General features: G+C 67.5%; 20 protein-coding genes. 16 read left to right on the top strand and 4 right to left on the bottom strand.

The window, feature by feature from the left end; translation table 11 throughout:
- Nucleotides 1-98: 98 nt before the first annotated feature.
- Nucleotides 99-650 (bottom strand): carboxymuconolactone decarboxylase family protein, encoded by a 552-nt coding sequence (locus EV648_RS40730; protein WP_158294210.1) that lies wholly within the window; start codon nucleotides 648-650, stop codon nucleotides 99-101.
- A gap of 128 nt (nucleotides 651-778) precedes the next feature.
- Between EV648_RS40730 and EV648_RS40725 the strand changes: the two genes are divergently transcribed.
- The 8 genes from EV648_RS40725 (at nucleotide 779) to EV648_RS40690 (ending at nucleotide 7,816) form a co-directional block, all read left to right on the top strand.
- A complete protein-coding gene (locus tag EV648_RS40725; protein WP_132301547.1) occupies nucleotides 779-1,597 on the top strand; it encodes a helix-turn-helix domain-containing protein in 819 nt (272 codons plus the stop codon).
- Between the two features lie 544 nt (nucleotides 1,598-2,141).
- The gene (locus EV648_RS40720; RefSeq protein ID WP_132301545.1) at nucleotides 2,142-2,708 is read left to right on the top strand and encodes a hypothetical protein; all 567 of its coding nucleotides are present in this window, start codon (nucleotides 2,142-2,144) and stop codon (nucleotides 2,706-2,708) included.
- A gap of 40 nt (nucleotides 2,709-2,748) precedes the next feature.
- A complete protein-coding gene (locus EV648_RS40715; protein ID WP_132301543.1) occupies nucleotides 2,749-3,024 on the top strand; it encodes a hypothetical protein in 276 nt (91 codons plus the stop codon).
- Between the two features lie 68 nt (nucleotides 3,025-3,092).
- The gene (locus EV648_RS40710) at nucleotides 3,093-4,379 is read left to right on the top strand and encodes an extracellular solute-binding protein (protein ID WP_132301541.1); all 1,287 of its coding nucleotides are present in this window, start codon (nucleotides 3,093-3,095) and stop codon (nucleotides 4,377-4,379) included.
- Nucleotides 4,380-4,462: 83 nt separating this feature from the next.
- Complete coding sequence (locus EV648_RS40705; protein ID WP_132301539.1) at nucleotides 4,463-5,341, top strand: carbohydrate ABC transporter permease; 879 nt, start codon at nucleotides 4,463-4,465, stop codon at nucleotides 5,339-5,341.
- Nucleotides 5,341-6,177: a carbohydrate ABC transporter permease gene (locus EV648_RS40700; RefSeq protein WP_132301537.1), complete on the top strand. Its 837-nt coding sequence runs from the start codon at nucleotides 5,341-5,343 to the stop codon at nucleotides 6,175-6,177. The genes EV648_RS40705 and EV648_RS40700 overlap by 1 nt, the downstream gene beginning before the upstream one ends.
- A 46-nt stretch (nucleotides 6,178-6,223) precedes the next feature.
- Complete coding sequence (locus EV648_RS44605) at nucleotides 6,224-6,439, top strand: hypothetical protein (protein WP_132301535.1); 216 nt, start codon at nucleotides 6,224-6,226, stop codon at nucleotides 6,437-6,439.
- A gap of 6 nt (nucleotides 6,440-6,445) precedes the next feature.
- Nucleotides 6,446-7,816 (top strand): phosphomannomutase/phosphoglucomutase, encoded by a 1,371-nt coding sequence (locus EV648_RS40690; RefSeq protein WP_132301533.1) that lies wholly within the window; start codon nucleotides 6,446-6,448, stop codon nucleotides 7,814-7,816.
- A gap of 21 nt (nucleotides 7,817-7,837) precedes the next feature.
- On the opposite strand, the gene EV648_RS40685 is transcribed toward EV648_RS40690, so the two are convergent.
- On the bottom strand, nucleotides 7,838-10,579 hold the full coding sequence (locus EV648_RS40685) for a helix-turn-helix transcriptional regulator (RefSeq protein WP_132301531.1): 2,742 nt from the start codon (nucleotides 10,577-10,579) through the stop codon (nucleotides 7,838-7,840).
- A 219-nt stretch (nucleotides 10,580-10,798) separates the two neighbouring features.
- Between EV648_RS40685 and EV648_RS40680 the strand changes: the two genes are divergently transcribed.
- Both EV648_RS40680 and EV648_RS40675 read left to right on the top strand, forming a co-directional pair.
- The gene (locus tag EV648_RS40680; RefSeq protein WP_132301529.1) at nucleotides 10,799-12,118 is read left to right on the top strand and encodes an NAD(P)/FAD-dependent oxidoreductase; all 1,320 of its coding nucleotides are present in this window, start codon (nucleotides 10,799-10,801) and stop codon (nucleotides 12,116-12,118) included.
- 100 nt (nucleotides 12,119-12,218) lie between these two features.
- Entirely contained in the window at nucleotides 12,219-12,653 is a 435-nt protein-coding gene (locus EV648_RS40675; protein WP_132301527.1) for a nitroreductase/quinone reductase family protein, read from the top strand.
- A gap of 38 nt (nucleotides 12,654-12,691) precedes the next feature.
- Here the strand turns inward: EV648_RS40675 and EV648_RS40670 are convergent, their stop codons facing one another.
- On the bottom strand, nucleotides 12,692-15,445 hold the full coding sequence (locus EV648_RS40670) for an AAA family ATPase (RefSeq protein ID WP_206751966.1): 2,754 nt from the start codon (nucleotides 15,443-15,445) through the stop codon (nucleotides 12,692-12,694).
- Between the two features lie 569 nt (nucleotides 15,446-16,014).
- On the opposite strand from EV648_RS40670, the gene EV648_RS40660 reads away from it, so the two are divergent.
- Together EV648_RS40660 and EV648_RS40655 are read left to right on the top strand one after the other, a co-directional pair.
- The gene (locus tag EV648_RS40660) at nucleotides 16,015-16,203 is read left to right on the top strand and encodes a hypothetical protein (protein WP_132301525.1); all 189 of its coding nucleotides are present in this window, start codon (nucleotides 16,015-16,017) and stop codon (nucleotides 16,201-16,203) included.
- A 118-nt stretch (nucleotides 16,204-16,321) separates the two neighbouring features.
- Nucleotides 16,322-16,912, top strand: a complete 591-nt coding sequence (locus EV648_RS40655; protein ID WP_199235123.1) for a hypothetical protein — start codon at nucleotides 16,322-16,324, stop codon at nucleotides 16,910-16,912.
- A gap of 229 nt (nucleotides 16,913-17,141) precedes the next feature.
- Here the strand turns inward: EV648_RS40655 and EV648_RS40645 are convergent, their stop codons facing one another.
- On the bottom strand, nucleotides 17,142-17,336 hold the full coding sequence (locus EV648_RS40645) for a hypothetical protein (protein ID WP_132301521.1): 195 nt from the start codon (nucleotides 17,334-17,336) through the stop codon (nucleotides 17,142-17,144).
- Nucleotides 17,337-17,556: 220 nt separating this feature from the next.
- On the opposite strand from EV648_RS40645, the gene EV648_RS40640 reads away from it, so the two are divergent.
- From EV648_RS40640 to EV648_RS40625, 4 genes are read left to right on the top strand one after another with little or no spacing between them, the layout of a single operon-like run.
- A complete protein-coding gene (locus EV648_RS40640) occupies nucleotides 17,557-17,925 on the top strand; it encodes a helix-turn-helix transcriptional regulator (RefSeq protein WP_132301519.1) in 369 nt (122 codons plus the stop codon).
- A complete protein-coding gene (locus tag EV648_RS40635) occupies nucleotides 17,922-18,404 on the top strand; it encodes an NADH-quinone oxidoreductase subunit B family protein (RefSeq protein WP_132301517.1) in 483 nt (160 codons plus the stop codon). Before EV648_RS40640 ends, EV648_RS40635 begins: the two co-directional genes overlap by 4 nt.
- Nucleotides 18,401-20,461, top strand: a complete 2,061-nt coding sequence (locus tag EV648_RS40630) for a proton-conducting transporter membrane subunit (protein ID WP_132301515.1) — start codon at nucleotides 18,401-18,403, stop codon at nucleotides 20,459-20,461. The genes EV648_RS40635 and EV648_RS40630 overlap by 4 nt, the downstream gene beginning before the upstream one ends.
- Nucleotides 20,458-21,405 carry a respiratory chain complex I subunit 1 family protein gene (locus tag EV648_RS40625; RefSeq protein WP_132301513.1) on the top strand — a complete coding sequence of 316 codons (948 nt, stop codon included), beginning with the start codon at nucleotides 20,458-20,460 and terminating at the stop codon, nucleotides 21,403-21,405. The genes EV648_RS40630 and EV648_RS40625 overlap by 4 nt, the downstream gene beginning before the upstream one ends.
- Nucleotides 21,406-21,422 lie beyond the last annotated feature (17 nt).

The raw sequence follows: 21,422 nt of genomic DNA, 5'->3' as shown, positions 1-21,422 counted from the left end.
GGGATGGTTGGACGGTCCTCGGCAGTAGGACCTTCGTCACACCAGGCCAAGATCGCGACCAACAGTGGCAAGAGCCGCTGACCTGACCACCGGACTGATCACGCTGCTGTCCAGGCCCACGGCCGCAGGAACTCGTCCAGCGTGACCCGGCCGGCCAGGTTGTCCAGCACCCCGATCAGCCCGACAAAGGTGCACTCGGCAACGATCTCGAGGATCTCTCCCGGGGACAGCCCCGCCTCGGTGGCGCGCCGGACCGTGCCGTCGGCAACCTTCCCGCGAGTGAGCACCAACTCCCGGGCCAGCGCATACACGGCGGCAGCGCGCGGGTCGGCGGGCGGCTCGCCGGAACGCATCCGCTCGATCTCGCCGTCGTCCGCGCCGAGCCCGGACAGCACGGTGGAGTGGAACGCCACGCCATACCGATTGTCTGCCGCGACTCCGACGGCGACGCCGGCTGTCTCGCGCAACATCGGGTCCAGCGCGCCCGAACCGACCGCCCGCCGCAGCCCGTCAAAGCCAGCCAGCAGAGCCGGCGACGCGGCCGCCGTCGCGGCCAGGTTCGGTACGAAGCCGAGATCCTCGGCGATGCCATCCAGCAGCGCCTTGGACTCGGCCGGCGCGGTGTCGGGTGTGTGAATCGTCAGGTCCATCGTGTCCTCAACAGTCTCGTCGTTCCCCGGCGGTCGCCGGTAGGGATCTAGTCTCCGGGCCGCGGCGGTGAGGCACGATTCCCAACGAGGGAAGGGAGTGCGGCCAACGCATGACATACGCTGTTCGAATGTGGCAGGCTGATCAATCAGCAGACTTCGGCGAGCTGCTGCGGCACTGGCGAGCGGTCCGCCGGACCAGCCAGCTCGACCTCGCCTCGGTCGCCAGCACTACTCCGCGTTACGTGAGCTTCGTGGAGACTGGCCGGGCAAGGCCGAGCCGCGAGATGGTACTGCGGCTGGCCCGCGCGCTCGACGTGCCTCTGCGGGAACGCAACGCGCTGCTGCTTGCCGCGGGCTTCGCCCCGCGCTATCCGGTGGCGCAGCTCGGCAGCGCGCAGCTCGGCCGGATCGAGGCGGCGCTGACCTCGATGCTCGACCAGCACGAGCCGTACCCGGCGGTTGTGATGGACCGCGGCTGGAACGTGCTACGTGCGAATCGCGGCGCGCGGCTGCTGTTCGGTCGGCTGCTAGCACCCGACCCGATGCCAACACCGGCCAACGTCCTGCGGCTCATGATCGAGCCCGGTCCCGTCCGCCGCAGCGTGCTGAACTGGGCCGCGGTCGCGACCGCGCTGCTCGAGCGGAGCGGCCGGGAGGCCGTCGGCGGCGTCCTCGACCGCGACACCGCGGAGCTGGTCCGTCGGCTGCGAGCGCTTCCGGACGTCGCCGAGCTGCTTGCGGACCCGGGTTCGGCCTCGCCGACCGCGCCGGTGATCGACGTCCGGTTCGCCCTCGGTGACGAGGTCGTCGAGCTCTTCTCGGTTGTCTCCACCATTGGTACGCCGACCGACGTCACCACCCAGGAACTGCGCATCGAGGCGTTCTTCCCCACTGACGACGGCACCCGCGCGGCCTGGCGTCGGATCAGCTCGAACGTGGAGGTCTGACGATCGAGCTGACCTCACGCCAGGGTCGAGTCTGTCGAAGGTACGGCGGCGCAGGCCGAACGAGATGCCGGCACCGGTGATGGCGGGTTGACCACGAGCGAGGAAGACGAGCTTGCGCAGTTGCGGCGGGTCCGCACCAACAGCGAGGGCCATCTGGAGCTGGTCACACCGGCCAGATGAGCCTCGACCAACTCGTGACTGTGAGTCACATTGCCTGCGGCCTCATGTCCTCCTCGCGGAGTCTCCGACAGCCGAGACGTTGAGCAGTCACCGACCGCTGACGTTGGGGGCCTGACGTGGCGAGATCACCACTGCCAATAGGAACCTGGGGACGCATCCACATCGACAGCGTGATCTCCGAGATCAAGAAACACGCTGGCGCACGGCTGGGTCACGGTGTGTGTTCCAGCGGTTCGCTCGTGCCCCTGGTTGTGGAAACCCGGGATCGAACCCCGGGCATCACCGGGGTCCAACGCGCGGCAATCAGGCGACCGTAGATCCGTCAGCAACACCAAAGATCAGTTCGCCGAGGGAGCAGCCAATCATGAGCACGAGTCGGACGTCAGACAGGATCCACCGCCGGCGTCAGGTCGCACTGACGTCCCTCGCGGCCGCCGCACTCACGTTGACCGCGGCCGGCTGCGGCAACGACTCCGGCAGCCCCGCCGGCGCAGCCGGGTCGGTGCCGGTGCCGACGGCCACCGGCTCCACGGTCAGCGCGCAAGCTACCGCACTGGGCACCATCCTCGTCGACGGACAAGGCCGCACTGTGTACGAGTTCGCCAACGACAAGAACAGCATGTCGACCTGCGCCGCAGGGTGCGCGGCCAACTGGCCGTACGTGCCGGCGCCGGCGCCGCTCCCGAAATCCTTGCCCGGTGTGACCGGCACGCTGGGCATGGCCACCCGCGCCGACGGCAACCGCCAACTGACCGTCGCCGGCCACCCCGTCTACACCTTCGTCGGCGACTCCACGCCAGGCCAGACCAACGGTCAGGGCGTCAACCTCAACGGCGGCGTCTGGACCGTCGTGTCGCCGGCCGGCGCGCCCGTCACCAACCCCAGCCCGGCTGGCTCCATGACTCAAAACCCCATCGGCCCCGGCTACTGAGCACCTGTGCCGCCAACCCAACGGACAGAAAGGCGTTGCCATGACCATCGAAACCGAGATGCCGACATCCGTGCTCGTTCCAGACCCGTGGATGACGCCATTGAGCGCAGTGGACCGCGCGTTCGATCCCAACGAAAGCTGCGCCCGCTGCGGTCCCAGTACCCGGGCCCAAGTCAAATGGGTGTTCCCGCCGATCAGCGAGTTCACTCATCAGCATTGCGACCTGTACCTCTGCGCTCATTGCTCCTGCGTGAACGAGCGTCGTCTGCTCGCCACCAGCATCCTCACCGTGGATCCCACCCATGGCCGACGCTGAACTCCCGGAACATGCCTGCAGATGCGTTGCCGTGCGCCAGGCAGCCGCTCTCAACCATTGGAGGAATCATGAAACGCAAGATCACCGCCGCCGCGCTGGCTCTTGCCTTGGCGGGCGCTGCCGCAGCCTGCGGGGACGGTGGCGGTGATGCCGACGCGGCGGCGCAAGCCAGGGGTGCGATTACCGTCTGGCTCTCGAACAACAAGGAAGAAGTGGCCTGGGGCAAGCAGATGGTCGCGGCCTGGAACAGCGCGCACCCGGACCAGAAGGTGACTGCCCAGGAGATCCCGACCGGTAAGAGCTCTGAGGAGGTGATCGGTGCGGCGATCACCGCGGGTAACGCGCCTTGTCTGATCTTCAACACGTCCCCGGCGTCGGTTTCGCAGTTCCAGAAGCAGGGTGGCCTGGTGGCGCTCGACAGCTTCAGCGATGGCAAGCAGTACGTCGAGGACCGTACCGGCAAGACCGCGGAGCAGTACAAGTCGACCGACGGGAAGTACTACCAGTTGCCGTGGAAGGACAACCCGGTGATGATCTTCTACAACAAGAAGGCGTTCGCCAAGGCAGGGATCGACACGGCCAAGCCGCCGTTGGCGACCTACGACGAGTTCCTGGCCACCTCGCGCAAGCTGGTTGCCGCCAAGGCCGCCAAGGCGGCCATCTACCCGGCGCCGAGCAACGAGTTCTACCAGTCCTGGTTCGACTTCTACCCGTTGTTCGCGGCCGAGACCGGCGGCAAGCAGTTGGTCGAGGACGGTAAGTCGCAGTTCGCCTCCGACGAGGGCAAGAAGGTCGCGAACTTCTGGCGGACCATGTATGCGGAGAAGCTGGCCCCGCAGGAGAAGTACACCGGTGACGCGTTCGTCGACGGCACCGCCGCGATGGCCGTGGTCGGTCCGTGGGCGATCGCGACGTACAAGGGCAAGGTGGAGTGGGGCGCTGTGCCGGTGCCGACCTCGGCCGGCAAGCCCGCGTCCGAGACCTTCACCTTCAGCGACGCCAAGAACGTGGCGATGTACTCGGCCTGCAAGAACCGCGGCACCGCCTGGGATGTGCTGAAGTTCGCGACCAGCAAGGAGCAGGACGGCATGCTGCTCGAGGGCACCGGTCAGATGCCGCTGCGCAACGACGTGGCCGGCACCTACCCGGAGTACTTCACGAAGAACCCGGACTACAAGTCGTTCGCCGACCAGGCCGCGCGGACCGTCGAGGTGCCGAACGTGGCGAACTCGATCGAGATCTGGCAGACCTTCCGCGACGCGTACTCCAAGTCCGTGATCTTCGGTCAGCAGGATCCGGGCGCGGCCCTCGACGGCGCCGCCCAGAAGGTCGACCAGCTCACCGCGCAGCCATGAACCGCCGGCCAGCCACAGTCCCCAAGCCGGCCAGGAGGGCCCGGCCGGCGGCGGGCCGTAGGCGAGAAGCGCTGCGCGCGGTCATGGGCACGGTGTTGGGTAAGCAGCCGATCGGTTCGGCGTTCGTCGCCCCGTACCTGGTGTTCCTGGCCGCGATCTTCGCCTACCCGCTGGCGTTCGCGGTCTACATGTCCTTCCACGACTACTTCTTCACCGCGCCCGGCGCGATCGTAGACCGGCCGTTCGTGGGGTTCGACAACTACGTGACGGTGCTGTCGGACCCCGCGGTGCGCCGGTCGTTCTTGAACGTCGGCATCTTCCTGCTGATCAACGTCCCTTTGACCGTGGTGCTGTCGCTCGGACTCGCGAACGCGCTGAACGCCGCGATCCGGTGGCGGACGTTCTTCCGGGTCAGCTACTACGTGCCCTACGTGACGGCGAGCGTCGCGGTGGTCGGGGTCTGGCTGTTCCTGTTCAACGAGAACGGGCTGGTCAACACGGTGCTCGGCCCACTCGCGCCGAGCCCGTCGTGGCTGGTGAACTCGAAACTGGCGATGCCGACGATCGCGATCTACGTGACCTGGAAGCAGCTCGGCTTCTTCATCCTGCTCTACCTGGCCGCGCTGCAGAACGTGTCCAAGGACCTCTACGAAGCCGCGTCGATGGACGGCGCCGGCCGGATCAAGTCCTTCTGGAACGTGACCGTGCCGGGCGTGCGGCCGGCCACCATACTCGTCGTACTGCTGGCCACGGTGACCGGCGCCAACCTGTTCACCGAGCCCTACCTGCTCACCGGTGGCGGTGGCCCCAACGGGGCCTCGGCCTCGCCGGTGCTGGTGATGTACCAGAAGGGCATCGAGCAGGGCAACCCCGACCTCGGGTCGGCGATCGGAGTCCTGCTGGTGATCGGAGTGCTGATTCTGGCTCTCATCGAGCGCCTGTTCGTCGGGAAGGACGACTGATGAGGAGATTGCTACCGAATCCGTGGCGCTTCCTGACTCTGCTGGTCGGGGCGTTCGTCTTCCTGTTCCCCTTCTACTACATGCTGATCGGCAGCCTGCAGGCCGAACCCGACCCGACGGTCAGGGGCGCCTTCCCCGAGCCGGGGAACCTGACCGGCCAGAACTATGTGGAGATCGACAAAGCGATCAGCCTCGGGCAGTCGTTGCTGAACTCCGGGATCTTCACCGGCGGCGTCATCCTCGGCACGATGGTCTTCGGGGTGCTGGCCGGCTACGCGCTGGCCCGGTTGCAGTTCCGCGGCCGGGGTGCGGTGTTCGGCCTGATGCTGCTGGTCCAGGTGGTGCCGTTCCAGTTGCTGACCATCCCGCTGTACGTGATGATCGTGCGCAGCTACGGCCTGGCCGACTCCTACCTCGGCATGATCGCGCCGTTCGCGATCAACTCGGTCGCGGTGTTCATCTTCCGCCAATACTTCCTCCAGTTGCCGCAGGAACTGTTCGACGCCGCGAGCGTTGACGGCGCCAACGAGCTGGAAATCTTGCTGCGGATCGCCATCCCGCTGGTGCGACCCGCACTGCTGACCGGTGTGCTGGTGACCTTCATCGGTCCCTGGAACGAGTTCCTCTGGCCGTTCCTGATCACCAAACAACAAGACCTGCAGCCGTTGGCCGTGTCCCTGTCCAACTACCTCACCACCGTGTCGGCGCGAGCCGCGAACCCGTTCGGTGCGGTACTGGCCGGTGCCTGTGTACTGGCCGCTCCCGCGGTCGCTCTGTTCATCGCCTTCCAGCGCCAATTCATCTCCTCCAGCCTCGAGTCCGGGGTCAAGGGCTGATTTCGCCTAGAACCCCTTCGTTTTCTGTTGTGAAAGGTCTTTCGCTGTGACTGTTCCCTATACCCTGACGCGCCTGGGTGTCGTGATGACGCCGAAGCCGGGCAACGACCTCGAGTCCGAAGGCGTGCTGAACCCAGCCTCCGGCCACACCCCCGACGAGGAGGTCGACGGCGTGCACTCCGTCTTCTACGGAATGGCCGACGCCAAGATCGGCGTCGCGAGGCTGGACCGATCGTCTTTCTCATCGACAAGCCAAGGATGAACAGCCATGCGAGACCTCGACACCCTGATCAAGGCATACGACATTCGCGGTACGGTGCCGGACCAACTCGACGCCGACTTGAGCTTCCAGGTCGGTGCCGCCTTCGCACACGTGAGCGGCGCCGGACTCATCGCGGTCGGACACGACATGCGCCTGTCCTCACCGCAACTGGCTGATGCGTTCGCCGCAGGCGTCAACAGCCGCGGAGCCGATGTGCTCGCGATCGGGCTGGCCTCCACCGATCTGCTCTACTTTGCCTCCGGTGCGCGTGATGTGCCGGGCGCGATGATCACCGCCAGCCACAATCCCCCTGCCTACAACGGCATCAAGCTCTGCCGTCCCGGGGCGGCACCCGTCGGGCGGGACACTGGCCTGACCGAAATCAAGTCCCTGCTGGAGACCGGCCTGTCGGACCATGACGGCCCGGCCGGAATCACGCGTCGTGAGGACCTGCTGCCCGCGTACTCCGAATACCTTCGCGGCCTGGTGGACCTCGCGGGCGACAGGCGGTTGAAGGTCGTGGTCGACGCGGGCAACGGCATGGCCGGGCGGACCGCGCCCGTCGTACTCGACCACCCGGCCTTCGAGATCGTGCCGCTGTACTTCGAGCTCGACGGCACCTTCCCGAATCACGAGGCCAACCCGCTGAACCCCGCCAACCTGGTCGACCTGCGCGCTGCCGTGCGTCGGCACCAGGCCGATGTCGGCCTCGCCTTCGACGGGGACGCCGATCGCTGCGCTTTCGTCGACGAGAACGGCGATGCCGTGTCTCCCAACAACATCATCAGTCTGATTGCCACCCGGACGCTTGCCGTGTATCCCGGCGCGGCGATCGTCTACAACGTCATCACGAGCAAAGCAGTCGCCGAGCAGATCACCGAACACGGCGGAAGACCCGTCCGCACCCGGGTCGGACACTCGTTCATCAAGCAAGTCATGGCGGAGTACGACGCAGTGTTCGGCGGGGAACACTCAGGCCACTACTACTTCCGCCAGTTCTGGCGTGCCGATACCGGCATGCTGGCCGCGCTGCACGTGCTGGCAGCCCTCAGGCAAACCGACCAGCCGCTGTCAACACTCACCGCCCAGTTCTCCCGCTACGCCGACAGCGGCGAGATCAACCGCACCGTCACCGACATTCCTGCCGTTCTGGACCGCGTCGAGAAGCACTACGCAGCGAACGGCGCCGCTGTGGACCGGCTGGACGGTCTGACCATCACCCTGCCGGACGGAGCCTGGTTCAATCTGCGCCCGTCCAACACCGAACCGTTGCTCCGCCTCAACGTCGAAGCATCGGACCAGCACAGCATGACCGAACTCCGTCAAGAGGTCCTGGCGTTCCTGGGACCCGTGAACTCCACTCGCCAAGAGTCTTGACGAGTGGAGCGAGCCCGTCCCTCAGGCGCCGGAAGCACGATCGAGCTCGTGGCGTGAACTGATCCCGAGCTTGGCGAAGACGTTTCCCAGGTGGTACTCCACCGTGCGTGGACTCAAGAACAGCCGGGTGCCGATCTCGGGATTCGACAGACCGTCACGCGCCAGCCGAGCGACCTGCGCCTCCCGCTCCGTGAGGTGACCGGTGGTGGTCACCGTCCGCTTCCGGGCTCTCTCGCCCGTCGACACCAACTCATGACGTGCCCGCTCGGCGAACGCCTCAGCACCCGTCGACGTGAAGATTTCATGCGCCGCGCGCAACTGGTCCCGCGCATCGACACGGCGACCCCGCCGACGCAGCCACTCGCCGTACAGCAACGTGGCCCGAGCCAGCTCCCCACGCACTCGCGTACGGCTCAGCCGCTCGATCGCCTCCCGATACAGCGGCTCGGCGTCGTCACCTTCACTCAGCAACGCGCGACACCGAGCCTCCAGGCCTAGCGCCCACTCGGTGCGACTGGCTCCGGTCATCGCGGCGATCCACTCGAAGGCTTCGGCGGCGGTCTGCCGCCGCCCGCTGCGGGCGGCTGCCTCGATCAACTCGGTGGCGGCCCAGTTCGCCACGCCGGGGTACCGCAGATCGGGGTACTGCTGGTGCCGGAGGGCCTCCTCCGCGGCCGCCATCGCCTCAGGATAGTTGCCGAGGCCGTTGTAGAGGACTGCGTTGGTCCAGTGCGCGACAGCTATCCCGATGCCTTCGCCTCGGCGGGTCACGTCCCTGATGGTGTCCTCGATCAGGGCCGCTGTCTCGGCCTGCCTTCCGCAGAACGCGGCGAGAGCCATGGCGCTGTACGGCGCGAGGTTGCTGCCCGTCGCCTCGGTTACCGCCTGTCCCTCGGCGACCAGCGACGTCGCGGCAGTCAGGTCGCCGGCGAACAGCAGCATGTAGGCGCGCGTGCTGAGTGCGAGCGGAAGTTCACTCAACGCGCCACTCGCGCGCGCAAGCTCGACGTACCGAGAGGAGAGTGCGTGCCACGCCTCGTCGTCCCACAGATGCAAGGCCGCCTCGGTCCCCAGCCACAACCAGCGCAGCTCCTCATCCGCGGACATTCCCTTGCCGAAGACCGCCAGAGCCTCCCGCAAGAAGGGCACTCCCGCCGCATATCCCTGGTTGAAGTTCGCCGCCAGTCCGTCCAGGAGAAGGTCCGGCGCCCGCACGCCGTGCGGCGGGCGCGGCGCGGTACCGGCAGCGCGGGCTACATCCAACGTGCCCCCACCCGGACTGGCCAGGGCGCCCACGAACATGGCGGCGGTCAGCCCGTCCAAGTAGGTCGCCCGGCAAAGATCAGCGTCGATCGGCTCGAGCCGCTTGGCCGCCTTCAACAGCAGCGGCGGCGCGTCTCGGCCCCGGCTCGTGACGAACGCAAGCTGGGCCCGCAACATCTCCACCTGGGCCTGTTCGAGTTCGCCCAGGGGGCCGACTTCGGCCATGGCCAGCAGGTCCACTGCCGCATCGAACGCGCCCGCCTGGAGCTTGGCCTGCGCGGCGGCGACCGCCCGTCCAGCCCGATGCTCCGGGTCGAGTGTCAGCTTCGCTGCACGCTCGAGGAACGCGGCCGCCGCAGCCAGACCGCCTCTGTCCCGAGCCCGGCCGGCCGAGCGCTCCAACTCCCCGGCCACCTCCTCGTCCGGACCGCTTGCTGCGTGGGCGAGGTGCCACGCGCGGCGATCGGCGTCGCTCGCGGGATCGGTGACCTCAGCGAGCGCACGATGCGCCTCCCGGCGTTCCTCCGAGGTCGCTTCTCGGTAGATGGCCGAGCGCACCAGCGGATGCCGGAAGGTGATCCGATCTCCGGTCTGCAGCAGGCCCGCGAACTCCGCGGGGTCCACCGCGTCGACGGCGATGCCGAGCCGCTGCGCCGCGCGATCCACGAGCGCCCGTTCCCCCGCAGGCTCAACCGCGGCGACCAGGAGCAGCCGACGCAGATCAGGCGACAGTGGCGCGAGCCGACGCCGGAAGCTGTCCTCGATCCGGCCCGCGAGGTTCTTGGCGTCCAGCAGGCCGAAACCACCGGCGAGTTCGGCGTAGCCCAACTCGTGCGGCAGCTCCAGCAAGGCCAGCGGGTTTCCGCGTGTCTCCGCGACGATGCGGTCGCGCACCCGCTCGTCCAACGCTCCAGGAATCACCGCGGCCAGCAGTTCTCGGGCGTCCTCGGGAGGTAGGCCGCCGACAACGAGCCTTGGGAGCCCCGCGAGCGCCCGCTCATCGACCGGATCGCGCGCCGCGAACACCAGCGCGACCGACTCCGCCACCAGCCGACGACTTACGAACCCAAGAGTCTCCGCGGACATCTGATCGAGCCATTGGGCGTCGTCGACAACACACACCAGGGGACGCTCGGCAGCGGCGACAGCCAGCAGACTCAACGCGGCCAGCCCGACCAGAAAGCGGTCCGGAGCCGGGCCTGCCCGTAGACCGAAAGCCGTGCCGAGCGCATCATGCTGTGGCGCGGGAACGCGGTCCAGCCGATCCAGCAGCGGCGAACACAGCTGATGCAAGCCGGCGAAGGCCAGCTCCGCCTCCGCCTGTACGCCGGCCACCCGGATCACCCGGCAGCCGGAAGCCTCGGCCACCAGGTACTCCAGCAACGCCGACTTGCCGATCCCGGCGTCACCGGAGATCACCAGGGACTGGCTGATGCCTCGTCGGACGTCGGCGAGGAGCTCGTCGACGTGCCGGCACTCGCTACGCCGATCAACCAACATCTTCGAAACGTAACCCCGTTCGATTCCGGAGCCAAGATGCCCAAGCCACGTTCTTCAAACGGCCCCCGGTGCGAAAGCCTGGTGAGCCGGCCCCGTGCCTCCCGGATGCGATGCATCACCGTCCAACGGCACGCTGATCCGAACGGAAACGTCCACGAACGAACGGACAGGAGGACGGGGCGACCGGGCTCCTCTCAGTACCGGCGCCCCTGACCAGCTATGAGCGTTCCACGTGTAGTGATCGTAGGAGCCGGATTCGCGGGCTTCCACGCGGCCAGGGGTCTGCAGAAGTACGCGCCCGGCGCCGAGATCGTGTTGATCAACCCGACCGACTACTTCCTCTACGTTCCCTTGCTGCCCGAGGTAGGTGCCGGGATCCTCGAGCCCCGCCGTATCTGCGTGTCCCTGCCGGACCGCCTCCCAAAGGTCAAGTTGGTGCTCGGCACCGTCTCGCACATCGACATCGACGGGCACCGGGTCGAATGGGTCAGCCCCGAGGGGCGGCGCAGCGCCATGGAGTTCGATCGTCTGGTGCTGGCCGCGGGGAGCGTGAACAAGCTGCTCCCGATTCCCGGCGTCGCCGAGTACGCGCACGGGTTCCGTGGCATCTCCGAGGCGTTGTATCTGCGCGACCACATCACCCGGCAACTGGAGCTCGCGGCCTCGACCGACGACCGTGACGAACGTGAGGCGAGGTGCACGTTCGTCGTCGTCGGAGCCGGCTACACCGGCACCGAAGTCGCCGCGCAGGGCCAGTTGTTCACAGCACGGCTGGTTCGTCAGCTCCCGGCCCTGCGGAACCAGCGGGTGCGATGGCTGCTGGCCGACCTCGCCGAGCGGCTCCTTCCAGGACTCAGCCCGCGGATGTCGACGACAGCCGAGCGGGTACTGCGCCGGCGTGGGGTCGAGGTCTGCGTGGGGCAGTCCGTCGACTACGCGGGGCCGGAATGTCTGCGGATGACAACCGGTGAGGAGATCGCCACCCGATCGCTGATCTGGTGTGTCGGCGTGCGCCCGGACCCACTCGTCGACGCGCTGTCGTTGCCGACGGACCATGGGCGGGTCGAGGTGCACGAGACGCTCGTGGTGCGCGGCCGCGCGCACGTGTTCGCCTGTGGGGATTGCGCGGCGGTTCCCGATCTCACGCATCCGGGCTCGATCACCGGCATGACCGCGCAGCACGCCCAGCGGCAGGGCAAGCTCGTGGCCCGCAACGTCGCGGCCTCGCTGACGGGGCACGACCTCGAGCCCTATCAGCATCACGACCTCGGCTTCCTGGTCGATCTCGGGGGCCGCAAGGCAGCCGCCAATCCGCTGCACATACCCCTGTCCGGCCTCGCCGCCAAGACCGTCACTCGCGGCTACCACCTCCTCTCGCTCCCCGGCAACCGGACCCGCACCGCGGCAGACTGGGCCATCAACGCGATGATGCCTCCGCGAGCGGTACAGCTCGGTCTGGTCAGCGCGGACCGGGTGCGGCTGGAGTGCACCAGTCCGCTCGGATCCCGCACGGTTGTCGAGAGGCCGCAAGTGGCTTAGGGCCGGTGCAGCCTTCGCTCTACACCTGCGGTAGAGCAGTCCACTCACAGAGACGAAAGGGGTGTCACATGTCCACCTACCGAGTTGTCACGGGGACAACATGATCGGGTCCGATCGGAAGTATCACGCTGTACGGCTGTTTCAGCGCCTCGTCGTCGACCCTCCCGTGCGCCTGGTGTGGTGGCTGGGACTGGCACCGCCTGGCGACGCCCATCTCGAAACGATCGGGCGACACACAGGGCAGCCGCATCGCACGCCGATCTGTAACGGACTGGAAGGCACCACGTTCTGGCTGATCGCCCAGCACGGGCGGCGCACCGACTACGTTCGGAATATCGAAAGTGACCCCCGGGTGCGAGTCCGCTTCAGCGCCGGCGGCAGGTGGATGACCGGGACGGCTCACATCGTCGACCGCGACGACCCGGGCGAGCGACGGCGAGAGCTCGGTCGGGACAACGGCTGGCGCCGGCTCTGCCTGAGCGCCTCCCACGTCATGAGCACGAACCCGCTAACGGTCCGCATCGACCTCGACTAGGTCCGCACCCGGCGCCTAGCGGGTATGGGTGCCGGTCGTTATCGGACGCTACTGGGCACGTTGCCGAGCTCGTGGCGCGAGGTGATGCCGAGCTTGGCGAAGACGTTTCCCAGGTGATACTCGACGGTGCGCGGACTCAGGAACAGACGCGTGCCGATCTCGGGATTCGACAGACCGTCCCGCGCCAGCCGAGCGACCTGAGCCTCCCGGGCCGTGAGCTGATCGGTGGTGGTCACGGTGCGCTTGCGGGCTTTCTCCCCCGTGGCCACGAGTTCGCGGTGCGCGCGCTCGGAAAACGCCTCGGCTTCCATCGCGGTGAACATCTCGTACGCCTCACGCAACTGTTCGCGCGCGTCCAAGCTGCGACCACGGCGACGCAGCCACTCGCCGTACAGCAGCCTGGCCCTGGCCAGCTCGGCGCTTACCCGCGTGCGGCTGAGCCGATCGATTGCCTCGCGGTAGAGCGGCTCGGCGCTGTCGTCGTCGCTGAGTAATGCGCGTGCCCGGGCGTCGAGCCCCATCGCCCACTCGGTGCCACTTGCAGTCGTCATCTCCGAGAGGCGCGCGAAGGCCTCGGCAGCGAGCTTGCCGTTACCGACACGGGCGGCCGCCTCGACCAACTCGGCAAGTCCCCAATTGGGTGCAGCTAGCTCCCGTGGCGACTCGCTGGCCAGTCGGCCTTCGTCCATTGCGCGTTCGTGGTGCCCGAGACCGTTGGCGAGCATGGCGCCGGCAGCTTGCGTGACCGTCAGGCCTATTCCCTCGCCGCGGGCCAGAGCCTCGGCGGCCGCGGTTCTGATCAGCCGGACTGCTTCGTCTTCGCGGCCATGCCAGGCGGCGAGCCAGACGGCGCCATAGGGGACGATGCTGCCGGCGATCGTCTCAGTGACGACGCATGCTTCGTCGGTGAGGGTCCCCGCTGCCCTGAAGTGGCCGGCGAACAACTCAAGGACGATGCGCGAGTTGAGCGCGAGGACAAGTTCGCCAAGTGCGCCCGACTCCCGCGCCAGCCTGAGATGGCGGCTGGTCAGGACCTCCCAGCTCTGGTCGTCCCACAGGTCCGCCGCGATGGCTTCGGCCAGCCAAAGCCAGCGAAGTCCCTCCTCCGCGGTGATCTCGGTACTGCAGCACGCCCGCAGCGCTCGCTTTGCCAGTGGAGCCGCGGCCGCGTACCCGTCGGTGAAGCGCGTAGAGAGCGCTTCAAGGAGCAGTTCACCATTGTCCGGCTCACGCGAGCGGGGTGTCCGCCGTGCCGCCCGCGCGACCTCCACCACACCGACACCCGTGCGATCAGCCAGGCGCCCGGCGAACATGGCGGCGGAAAGCGCGTCCAGATAGGTATCACGAGCGAGTTTGCCGTCCAGCGATTCGAGTCGGCGTGCGGCGGCAAGTAACAGCGAGGGGGCCTCAGAACCGCGATTCGAGGCGAAGGCGGCTTCTGCCCGCAGCAATTCGATATGCGCCCGCTGGAGGTCGTCGAGCGGCCCCTCCTCGGCTACAGAGAGCATAGCCAGCGTCGATTCGACCGCACCGATCTGGAGCTTGGCTCGGGCGGCTGCTAGCGCGCGGTGCGCCTGTCGCGCGCGGCCCGGGGTGAGTTGCGTCGCTCGTTCGAGGAAGGCAGCGGCCGCGGCGAGTCCGCCCCGGGCCCGTGCCCGCCTTGCCGAGCGTTCCAGTTCGGCGGCGACGTCTTCGTCAGGCCCCTCAGTCGCGTGGGCGAGATGCCACGCGCGACGGTCGGCGTCGTGGACCGGATCGGTGGCTTCGGCGAGCGCACGGTGTGCTTCCCGGCGCTCGTCGGGCGAGGCCGCTCGATAGACAGCCGAACGGGCGAGTGGATGGTGGAAGGTCACCTGCGTGCCCCAGTGCAGCAGTCCCGCGAACGCGGTGAGATCGTGCCCGTCGACATCGATGCCGAGCCGCGACGCAGCGCGGTAGATCAGCGCCGGGTCGCCGGTCGGATCCGCACCTGCGACCAGCAGCAGCCGGCGTGTGTCGGGCGGCAGCGGCGCCAGTCGACGCTGGAAGCCGTCCTCGATCCGGTCCGAGAGGCCCTGGGCGCCCGGCAGGCGAAACCCACCCGTCAGCTCGGCCGAGATCAGCTCTCGAGGTAGCTCCAGCAAGGCCAGCGGGTTTCCGCGGGTCTCGGCGACGATGCGGTCGCGCACCCGCTCGTCCAACGCTCCAGGAACCACCGCAGCCAGCAGTTCTCGCGCGTCCTGGGGAGGTAGGCCGCCCAGGACCAGTTGCGGCAGCCCGGCAAACGCCTGCTCGTCAGCCGGGTCCCGCATCGCGAACACCAACCCGACCGACTCCGCCACCAACCGACGCCCGACGAAGGCAAGAGTTTCCGCGGAGGTCCGATCCAGCCACTGCGCGTCGTCAGCCACACACAGCAGAGGACGCTCAGCCGCGGCGGAAGCCATCAGGCTCAACACCGCCAGCCCCACCAGGAATCTGTCCGGCGCGAGGCCGTTCTGCAAGCCGAGGGCCGTGCCAAGCGCCTCACGCTGCGGCGCGGGGAGACGGTCGAGCTGGTCCAGCAGCGGCGAACACAGCTGGTGCAGCCCAGCGAAAGCGAGTTCCGCTTCGACCTGTACGCCGACCACCCGGATCACGCGGCAGCCGGAGGCCTCGGCCACCAGGTAGTCCAGCAACGCCGACTTGCCGATCCCGGCCTCACCGGAGATCACCAAGGCCTGGCTCCTACCGTGGCGGGCGGCGTCGACCAGCAGCTCGAGCTGCCGGCACTCGGCCTGCCGTCCGCGCAAGAGAGGCGCGATGGTGCTCAACAGTCGACTTTGCTTGCGTGTCGGGTCGTTCCGTCGACGTCGTCCACGAGTCTGATCGCCGGTTCGCTGGCCATCTCGGCCTCCGTTCGCCACCTGCACGGCGCGACGGCAAGAGCAGTACCGCTGCGCTCGCTAATGCATTTGCCACCGTCGGTCGGGCCCTTGACGGCTGCCTTCAAGTCTTGCCCGGAAGCTCCGTGTCAGCAATGGGCCGCTGGGGATCATCGGGACCTGATCCCGGGGTAGACACCGAAATCACCCCGGGACTCACGGATACGAACGTACAGCAGACGGCGGCACGCTGGTCACACTTCTCACGATCGCTGGCAGGGAGAGGAAAGCAGCCATGCCCTACGGCACCGTCGGACTGGAGAACGCCACCGGAACACCGCTGTCGCTGCGTCACCCGTTGGGGCGATCGACTGCGTGGCCACCTGGCACACCGACTTCCGGGCTGACCTGCCGAAGATCGACGTACCGGTCCTGGTCATGCAGGGCAGCTGGCATTTCTGACCAAGTAGCGCGCCCCCTCACCTCGGACCCAACATCCTCTTGAAAGGAAGGCAATCATGGCCGTTTACACGAAGTCTGAGGCGCTCGGAGTCATTCGCCGTGCGTTCGGTCCCGACATCGCCGAGTCGGTGGCCGGCCGACTGCCCGATCGGATCAACCCGGACAACGCCACGGACGCCGAGTTGCTGTTCGAACTCGGCCTGAGCCGGGACCGCCTGCTCGATGCGCTCGGCGGGGAGTCGTGAACTACTCGGTCGGTCACGGCCCGTGGTCCACCGCGGCGGGTGTGCTGCGGTGATGCGATCCATGCGCCTGGCCGAGATTGTGCTTCCCGACAGTCCGGTGTGTGTGAACTCTGTCGACGTGGCGACGACCTACTGTTCGCCCGCGCTGCTGAACCACTCGATCCGGGCGTACGTGTGGGCGGCAGCCTTCGGGACGGCGCGCGGTGTCACCTTCGATCCCGAACTGCTCTTCGTCGCGTCGCTGCTGCATGACCTCGGGCTGGTCGACGAGTTCGACAACCACATGGTGCCGTTCGAAGTGGCCGGCGGCAGCGTGGCGTGGGTATTCGCAGCGGGCGCCGGGTGGCCGGTCCAGCGACGCGCGCGTCTGTCGGAGGTGATCGCCCGGCACATGTGGGCCGAGGTGGATCCAGGCGAGGACCCGGAAGGTTTCCTGCTGGCCAGGTCCACAGCTGTCGACATCGCGGGGCGCAACCTCGACGACTTCCCTGTCAGCTTCCGGACCGAGGTGCTGGAGCGGTATCCGCGGCTGAGCCTGGCCGACGAGTTCGTCCGGTGTTTCCAGGACCAGGCGAGACGCAAACCGGACAGCTCGGCCGCCGCCGCGATGCGCAACGATCTCGCCGCCAGGATCGCAGCGAACCCACTGGAGCGGAAGGCGACGAAAAGTCCGCCGGTTGTGCCGCCCGCGGGGTCCTCAGGGCGTTGAGGCGTCCGATCCTGATGCGGGCGTTGCCTGTTCTCCTTCGGGCACGGGTCTGACGTGCACACGGCTGCCCGTCCGAGCCGCTTGGCGGACCAGTTCGGAGACGCCGGCCGCGTCGGTCACGGTGGATTCAGTGGCGTCCTGCCCTGGCCTGTAATGGGTCACTACGTAGCGCATCGTTGCCTTCCATGCGTCGTCGTGCGGGGCGGACGGCGATTCACTGTGGTGCAGATCAGCTCAAGTCCTGTGGGTGGTGAGCAGGCTCTGGTGGGACGGTGACGCCGTTCTCCATCGCCAGTCGAAGCAGGCTGTCGAGTTCTCCGGCGTAGACCCGCTCGGCGTCGAGCTCACCGGCACCTTTTGCGTTCGACAAGGCTTGCCGGGCGCCGGCGATCCTCTGCAGCAGTTCGTCAGCGAACGAGCTCATCGGGTTCCCCACTCCTCGCAGGTTGCTGCTGATCTCGGCCGAAACTGACCGCTGGTGCGACTATATGACAAGACTTGCAGAATTCTTCAATTCATGATGCCATCCATCGTGCATGCTGTGAAGACGTGTGCCTGTCCCTGACGATGAGATCCGTCACGGTCGTCTGCCGGAGACGATCATCCGGACCGCGGCGGAGAGGTGCGTGATGGAAGGAGGAGAAGTGACCACACCGCTGCATCAACTGAAGGCCGAGTTCTTCAAGACCCTCGGGCATCCCGCCCGCATCCGAGTTCTGGAGCTGTTGAGCGAGCGTGAGATGTCGGTGGGAGAGATCCTCCCGGAGGTCGGGCTCGAAGCGTCGAACCTGTCCCAGCAGTTGGCCGTACTGCGGCGCGCTGGGCTGGTCACGACCCGCAAAGAGGGCTCGGCGGTCTATTACTCGCTGACCAGCCCACACGTCGCCGAGCTGTTGGCGGTCGCGAGGGTGATCCTCACCAGTGTGCTGACCGACCGGACCGAACTGCTCGACGGCCTGAAGGCGGACGCCCAGGCAATGGGTCGGGCACGGGTTCTGCGCGGCTCGAAGTGAGAAGCCTGTTCCGCAAGATCCTCACGACCGGCCGGGTCGCCCAGCCGGCTCCGGCTCGCGCCTCAGACCAGGCCGCTGATCCCGGCGTACTGCGCGGCTCTGTGCAGATACGCCACGTCGATGCCGGGTCCTGCAACGGTTGCGAACTGGAGATCGCCTCGGCGTTCGGCCCGGTGTATGACGCCGAACGCTACGGCGCCCGGCTCGTCGCATCCCCACGGCACGCGGACGTGCTGCTGGTGACCGGTCCGGTGACACGCAATATGGAGGACCCTCTGCGCAAGGCGTTCGAGGCGACGCCGGCACCCAAGCGGGTCGTCGCCGTCGGTGACTGCGCCCACAACTGCGGTGTGTTCGCGGGGGGTTACGGAGTCGTCGGAACAGTCGGTGACATCGTGCCCGTGGACGTCGAGATCCGCGGCTGCCCACCGGAGCCGGACGTGATCGTCGCTGCGTTGCGGGATCTGACCGGTAGATGAACCTGGTTGCACAGGCCCTGCTGGGCGGCACCGTTTTCGCCCTGGCCGGAGCTGTCGGCGCGGCCCTGACCGGTCCCCGGGTTCGTGCAGTCGTGGCTGGTGTGTCGACCAGCGTTTGTGGCGCCGGCGGCTTGCTGGCCGGCATCGCGCTGGTGGACGGTCAGACATACTCAGCAACGGTCCCCGGTCTGCTGCCACTGGGCACTGCGGCAGTGGCGGGCGATGCTCTCTCGGGAGTGTTCGTGGCCCTGGTCGGTGCGGTCGCGGTTATCGCCGGGATCTACAGCATCGGGTACACAAGCCCGGGCTCGCCGCTCGACCATGGTCCTGGATCCGGGGCAGGGTCCAGGACAGTTCAAGCAGTTCTACCGCTCTTCGTGACGACGATGGTCTGGGTTCCGATCGCGGGCAACGTCACCACGTTCCTGGTGTTGTGGGAGCTGATGGCGCTCACCTCGCTGGTGCTGGTGCTGGCTGAGCACCGCGCCCGCCCGCAGGTGCGCACCGCCGCCGCGTGGTACGCGTCCATGACCCACGCGGGCTTCGTCGCGATCCTCCTCGCCCTGGTGTTGTTCTCTTCCCAGGTCGGCGGCGATTCATTCGCCGCACTGCGGGTGGGTGCGGCCGAACTGCCGACCACGCTGCGGTCGCTGATCTTCCTGCTGGCCTTGGTCGGATTCGGTTCCAAGGCCGGGATCGTGCCGCTGCATGTCTGGCTGCCCAGGGCGCACCCGGAAGCTCCAAGTCACGTCTCGGCGCTGATGTCAGCGGCAATGGTGACGCTCGGCCTCTACGGGATCCTGCGGGTCGGTTTCGATCTGCTCGGTGGTGGACAGCGCTGGTGGTGGGTGCTCGTTCTCGCCGCCGGCGCCGTGTCGGCCCTGTACGGCGTACTGCAGGCGAGCGTCGCGGTAGATCTGAAGCGGCTGCTCGGTTACTCGACCACCGAGAACATGGGCCTGATCTTCATGGGCGTCGGAGCCGCCGGGATCTTCGCGGCCGACGGTGATCGGCCGCTGGCGACACTGTTGCTGGCAGCATCAGTGCTGCACGCGATCAACCACACCGGATTCAAGACGTTGCTCTTTCTCGGTGCCGGGTCCGTACTGCGCTCGACCGGGTTGCGCAATCTCGACAGCCTCGGTGGCCTGGTGTCGAGAATGCCGATCACCACTGCGCTGTTCGGTGTCGGTGCACTGGCCGCGGCCGCACTGCCACCAGGGAACGGGTTCGTATCGGAGTGGCTATTGCTGCAAGGCCTCATCCACAGCCTGCCCGCAGCCGGATCGCCGTCCGTCCTGATCGCCGTGGCGATGCCACTGGCGGTCGGCGTCGTCGCCTTGACTGCCGGCTTGGGGGTCGCGACGTTCGTGAAGGCGTTCGGGGTCGGATTCCTCGCCCGACCTCGCTCGATGGCCGCCGGCAACGCCATCGAGAGCCCGGTCTCCATGCGCGCGGCGATGGCGCTGGCCGCCACCGGTTGTGCCGCGCTCGCGATCGTCCCCGCCATTGTGGGACCGACCCTCAACAGGGTCGCGGCCACCTTCCCGACGGTTTGCGACGGCGCACCGTTGCAGGGCGGAGTGACCTTGCAGCTGACCAGGATCGCGGGTTCGATGTCGCCGCTACTGATCCTCTGCGGGCTGTTCGCTGCGGCACTTGTGATCGTCGTGACGCTCCGTATCGCCGGTCGCGGGCTGCCGCGTCGCAAAGCACTGGTGTGGGGCTGCGGCGGCACGCGGCTCGATCCCCGGATGGAGTACACAGCGACGTCCTTCGCCGAACCGCTGACGCGAGTCTTCGACGACGTCCTCGCACCGGAGCAGGACATCGACGTCACGCACCATGCCGAGTCGCGATACCTGATCGAGAGTGTCCAGTACCGCCAGAAGGTCGCCGATCGCGTCGAAGTTGCGTTGTATCCGCCGCTACTCGGCGCAGCGACCGGTTGGGGTCGCCTGGCCGGCCGAATGCAGAACGGCAGCGTGCACCGGTACCTCGCGTTCGGGCTGGTGGGACTCATCATCGTGCTGGTCGTTGTGGGGGTGACGTCATGACCCCGGGCGCAATGGCCGGTGTGCTGCTCCAGGTGGTCCTGCTGATCGCGGTCGCGCCGTACGTCGTTGGCGTGATGCGGCAGGTCAGGGCCCGCTTGGAGGGCCGTGCCGGCGCAGGCATCGGGCAGCCGTGGCGGGATCTGCGCAAGCAACTCGCCAAGGAGGCAATCAGCCCAGAGGGCTCGAGCTGGGTGTTCACCGCCGCGCCGGTGGTCCTGCTGGCCTCGACGCTGGTAATCGCCGCAGTCGGACCATTCATCAGCACCGCGTCACCGCTGGATCGAGTCGCAGACCTGTTCGCCGTTGTCGCCTTGCTTCTGCTCGGCACCGTCGCACTCGCCCTGGCCGGTCTGGACACCGGAACGGCCTTCGGCGGCATGGGCGCCAGCCGGGAGATCACCGTCGCGGCACTGGCGGAACCGACGATTCTGCTCGTCGGCTTCGCTCTGTCAGCGAGGGTCGATTCATCCAATCTTGCTGCGATCGTCGACCGCATCCAGGACAACCCCGCCCAGGTCCTCTCGCCGGCGAGTGTGCTCGCCGCGGTCGCCCTCGCGGTCGTCGTTGTCGCAGAGGCCGGCCGACTTCCGGTGGACAACCCGTCCACGCACCTGGAGCTGACCATGATCCACGAGGCGATGGTTCTGGAGTACTCCGGACGCGACCTGGCCACGATCGAGCTCGCAGCCGCACTGCGGCTGACCGTTCTCCTCGGACTCTGGGCCAACCTGTTCCTACCCTGGGGCGTGGCGACCAGCGCCTCACCGTCGGCACTGGGGATCGGGGCGGCTGTGTTCGTCGGCAAGGTGGCCATCCTTGCTGTCGCGCTCGCCACGGCAGAGGTGTTCATGGCAAAGCTGCGCCTCTTCCGTGTCCCGGAATTGCTTGCCGGGTCGTTCCTGTTCGGCGTCCTGGCCGTGTCTTCGTCGTTCTTCCTCGCCTGATGAGCGCCGAAAGGAGA

The sequence above is a fragment of the Kribbella sp. VKM Ac-2568 genome (assembly GCF_004345365.1).
In the GTDB taxonomy this organism is placed as follows: domain Bacteria; phylum Actinomycetota; class Actinomycetes; order Propionibacteriales; family Kribbellaceae; genus Kribbella; species Kribbella orskensis.
Note: the sequence above shows the minus strand (reverse complement) of the source record. Positions and strands in the feature narration are given on the sequence as shown.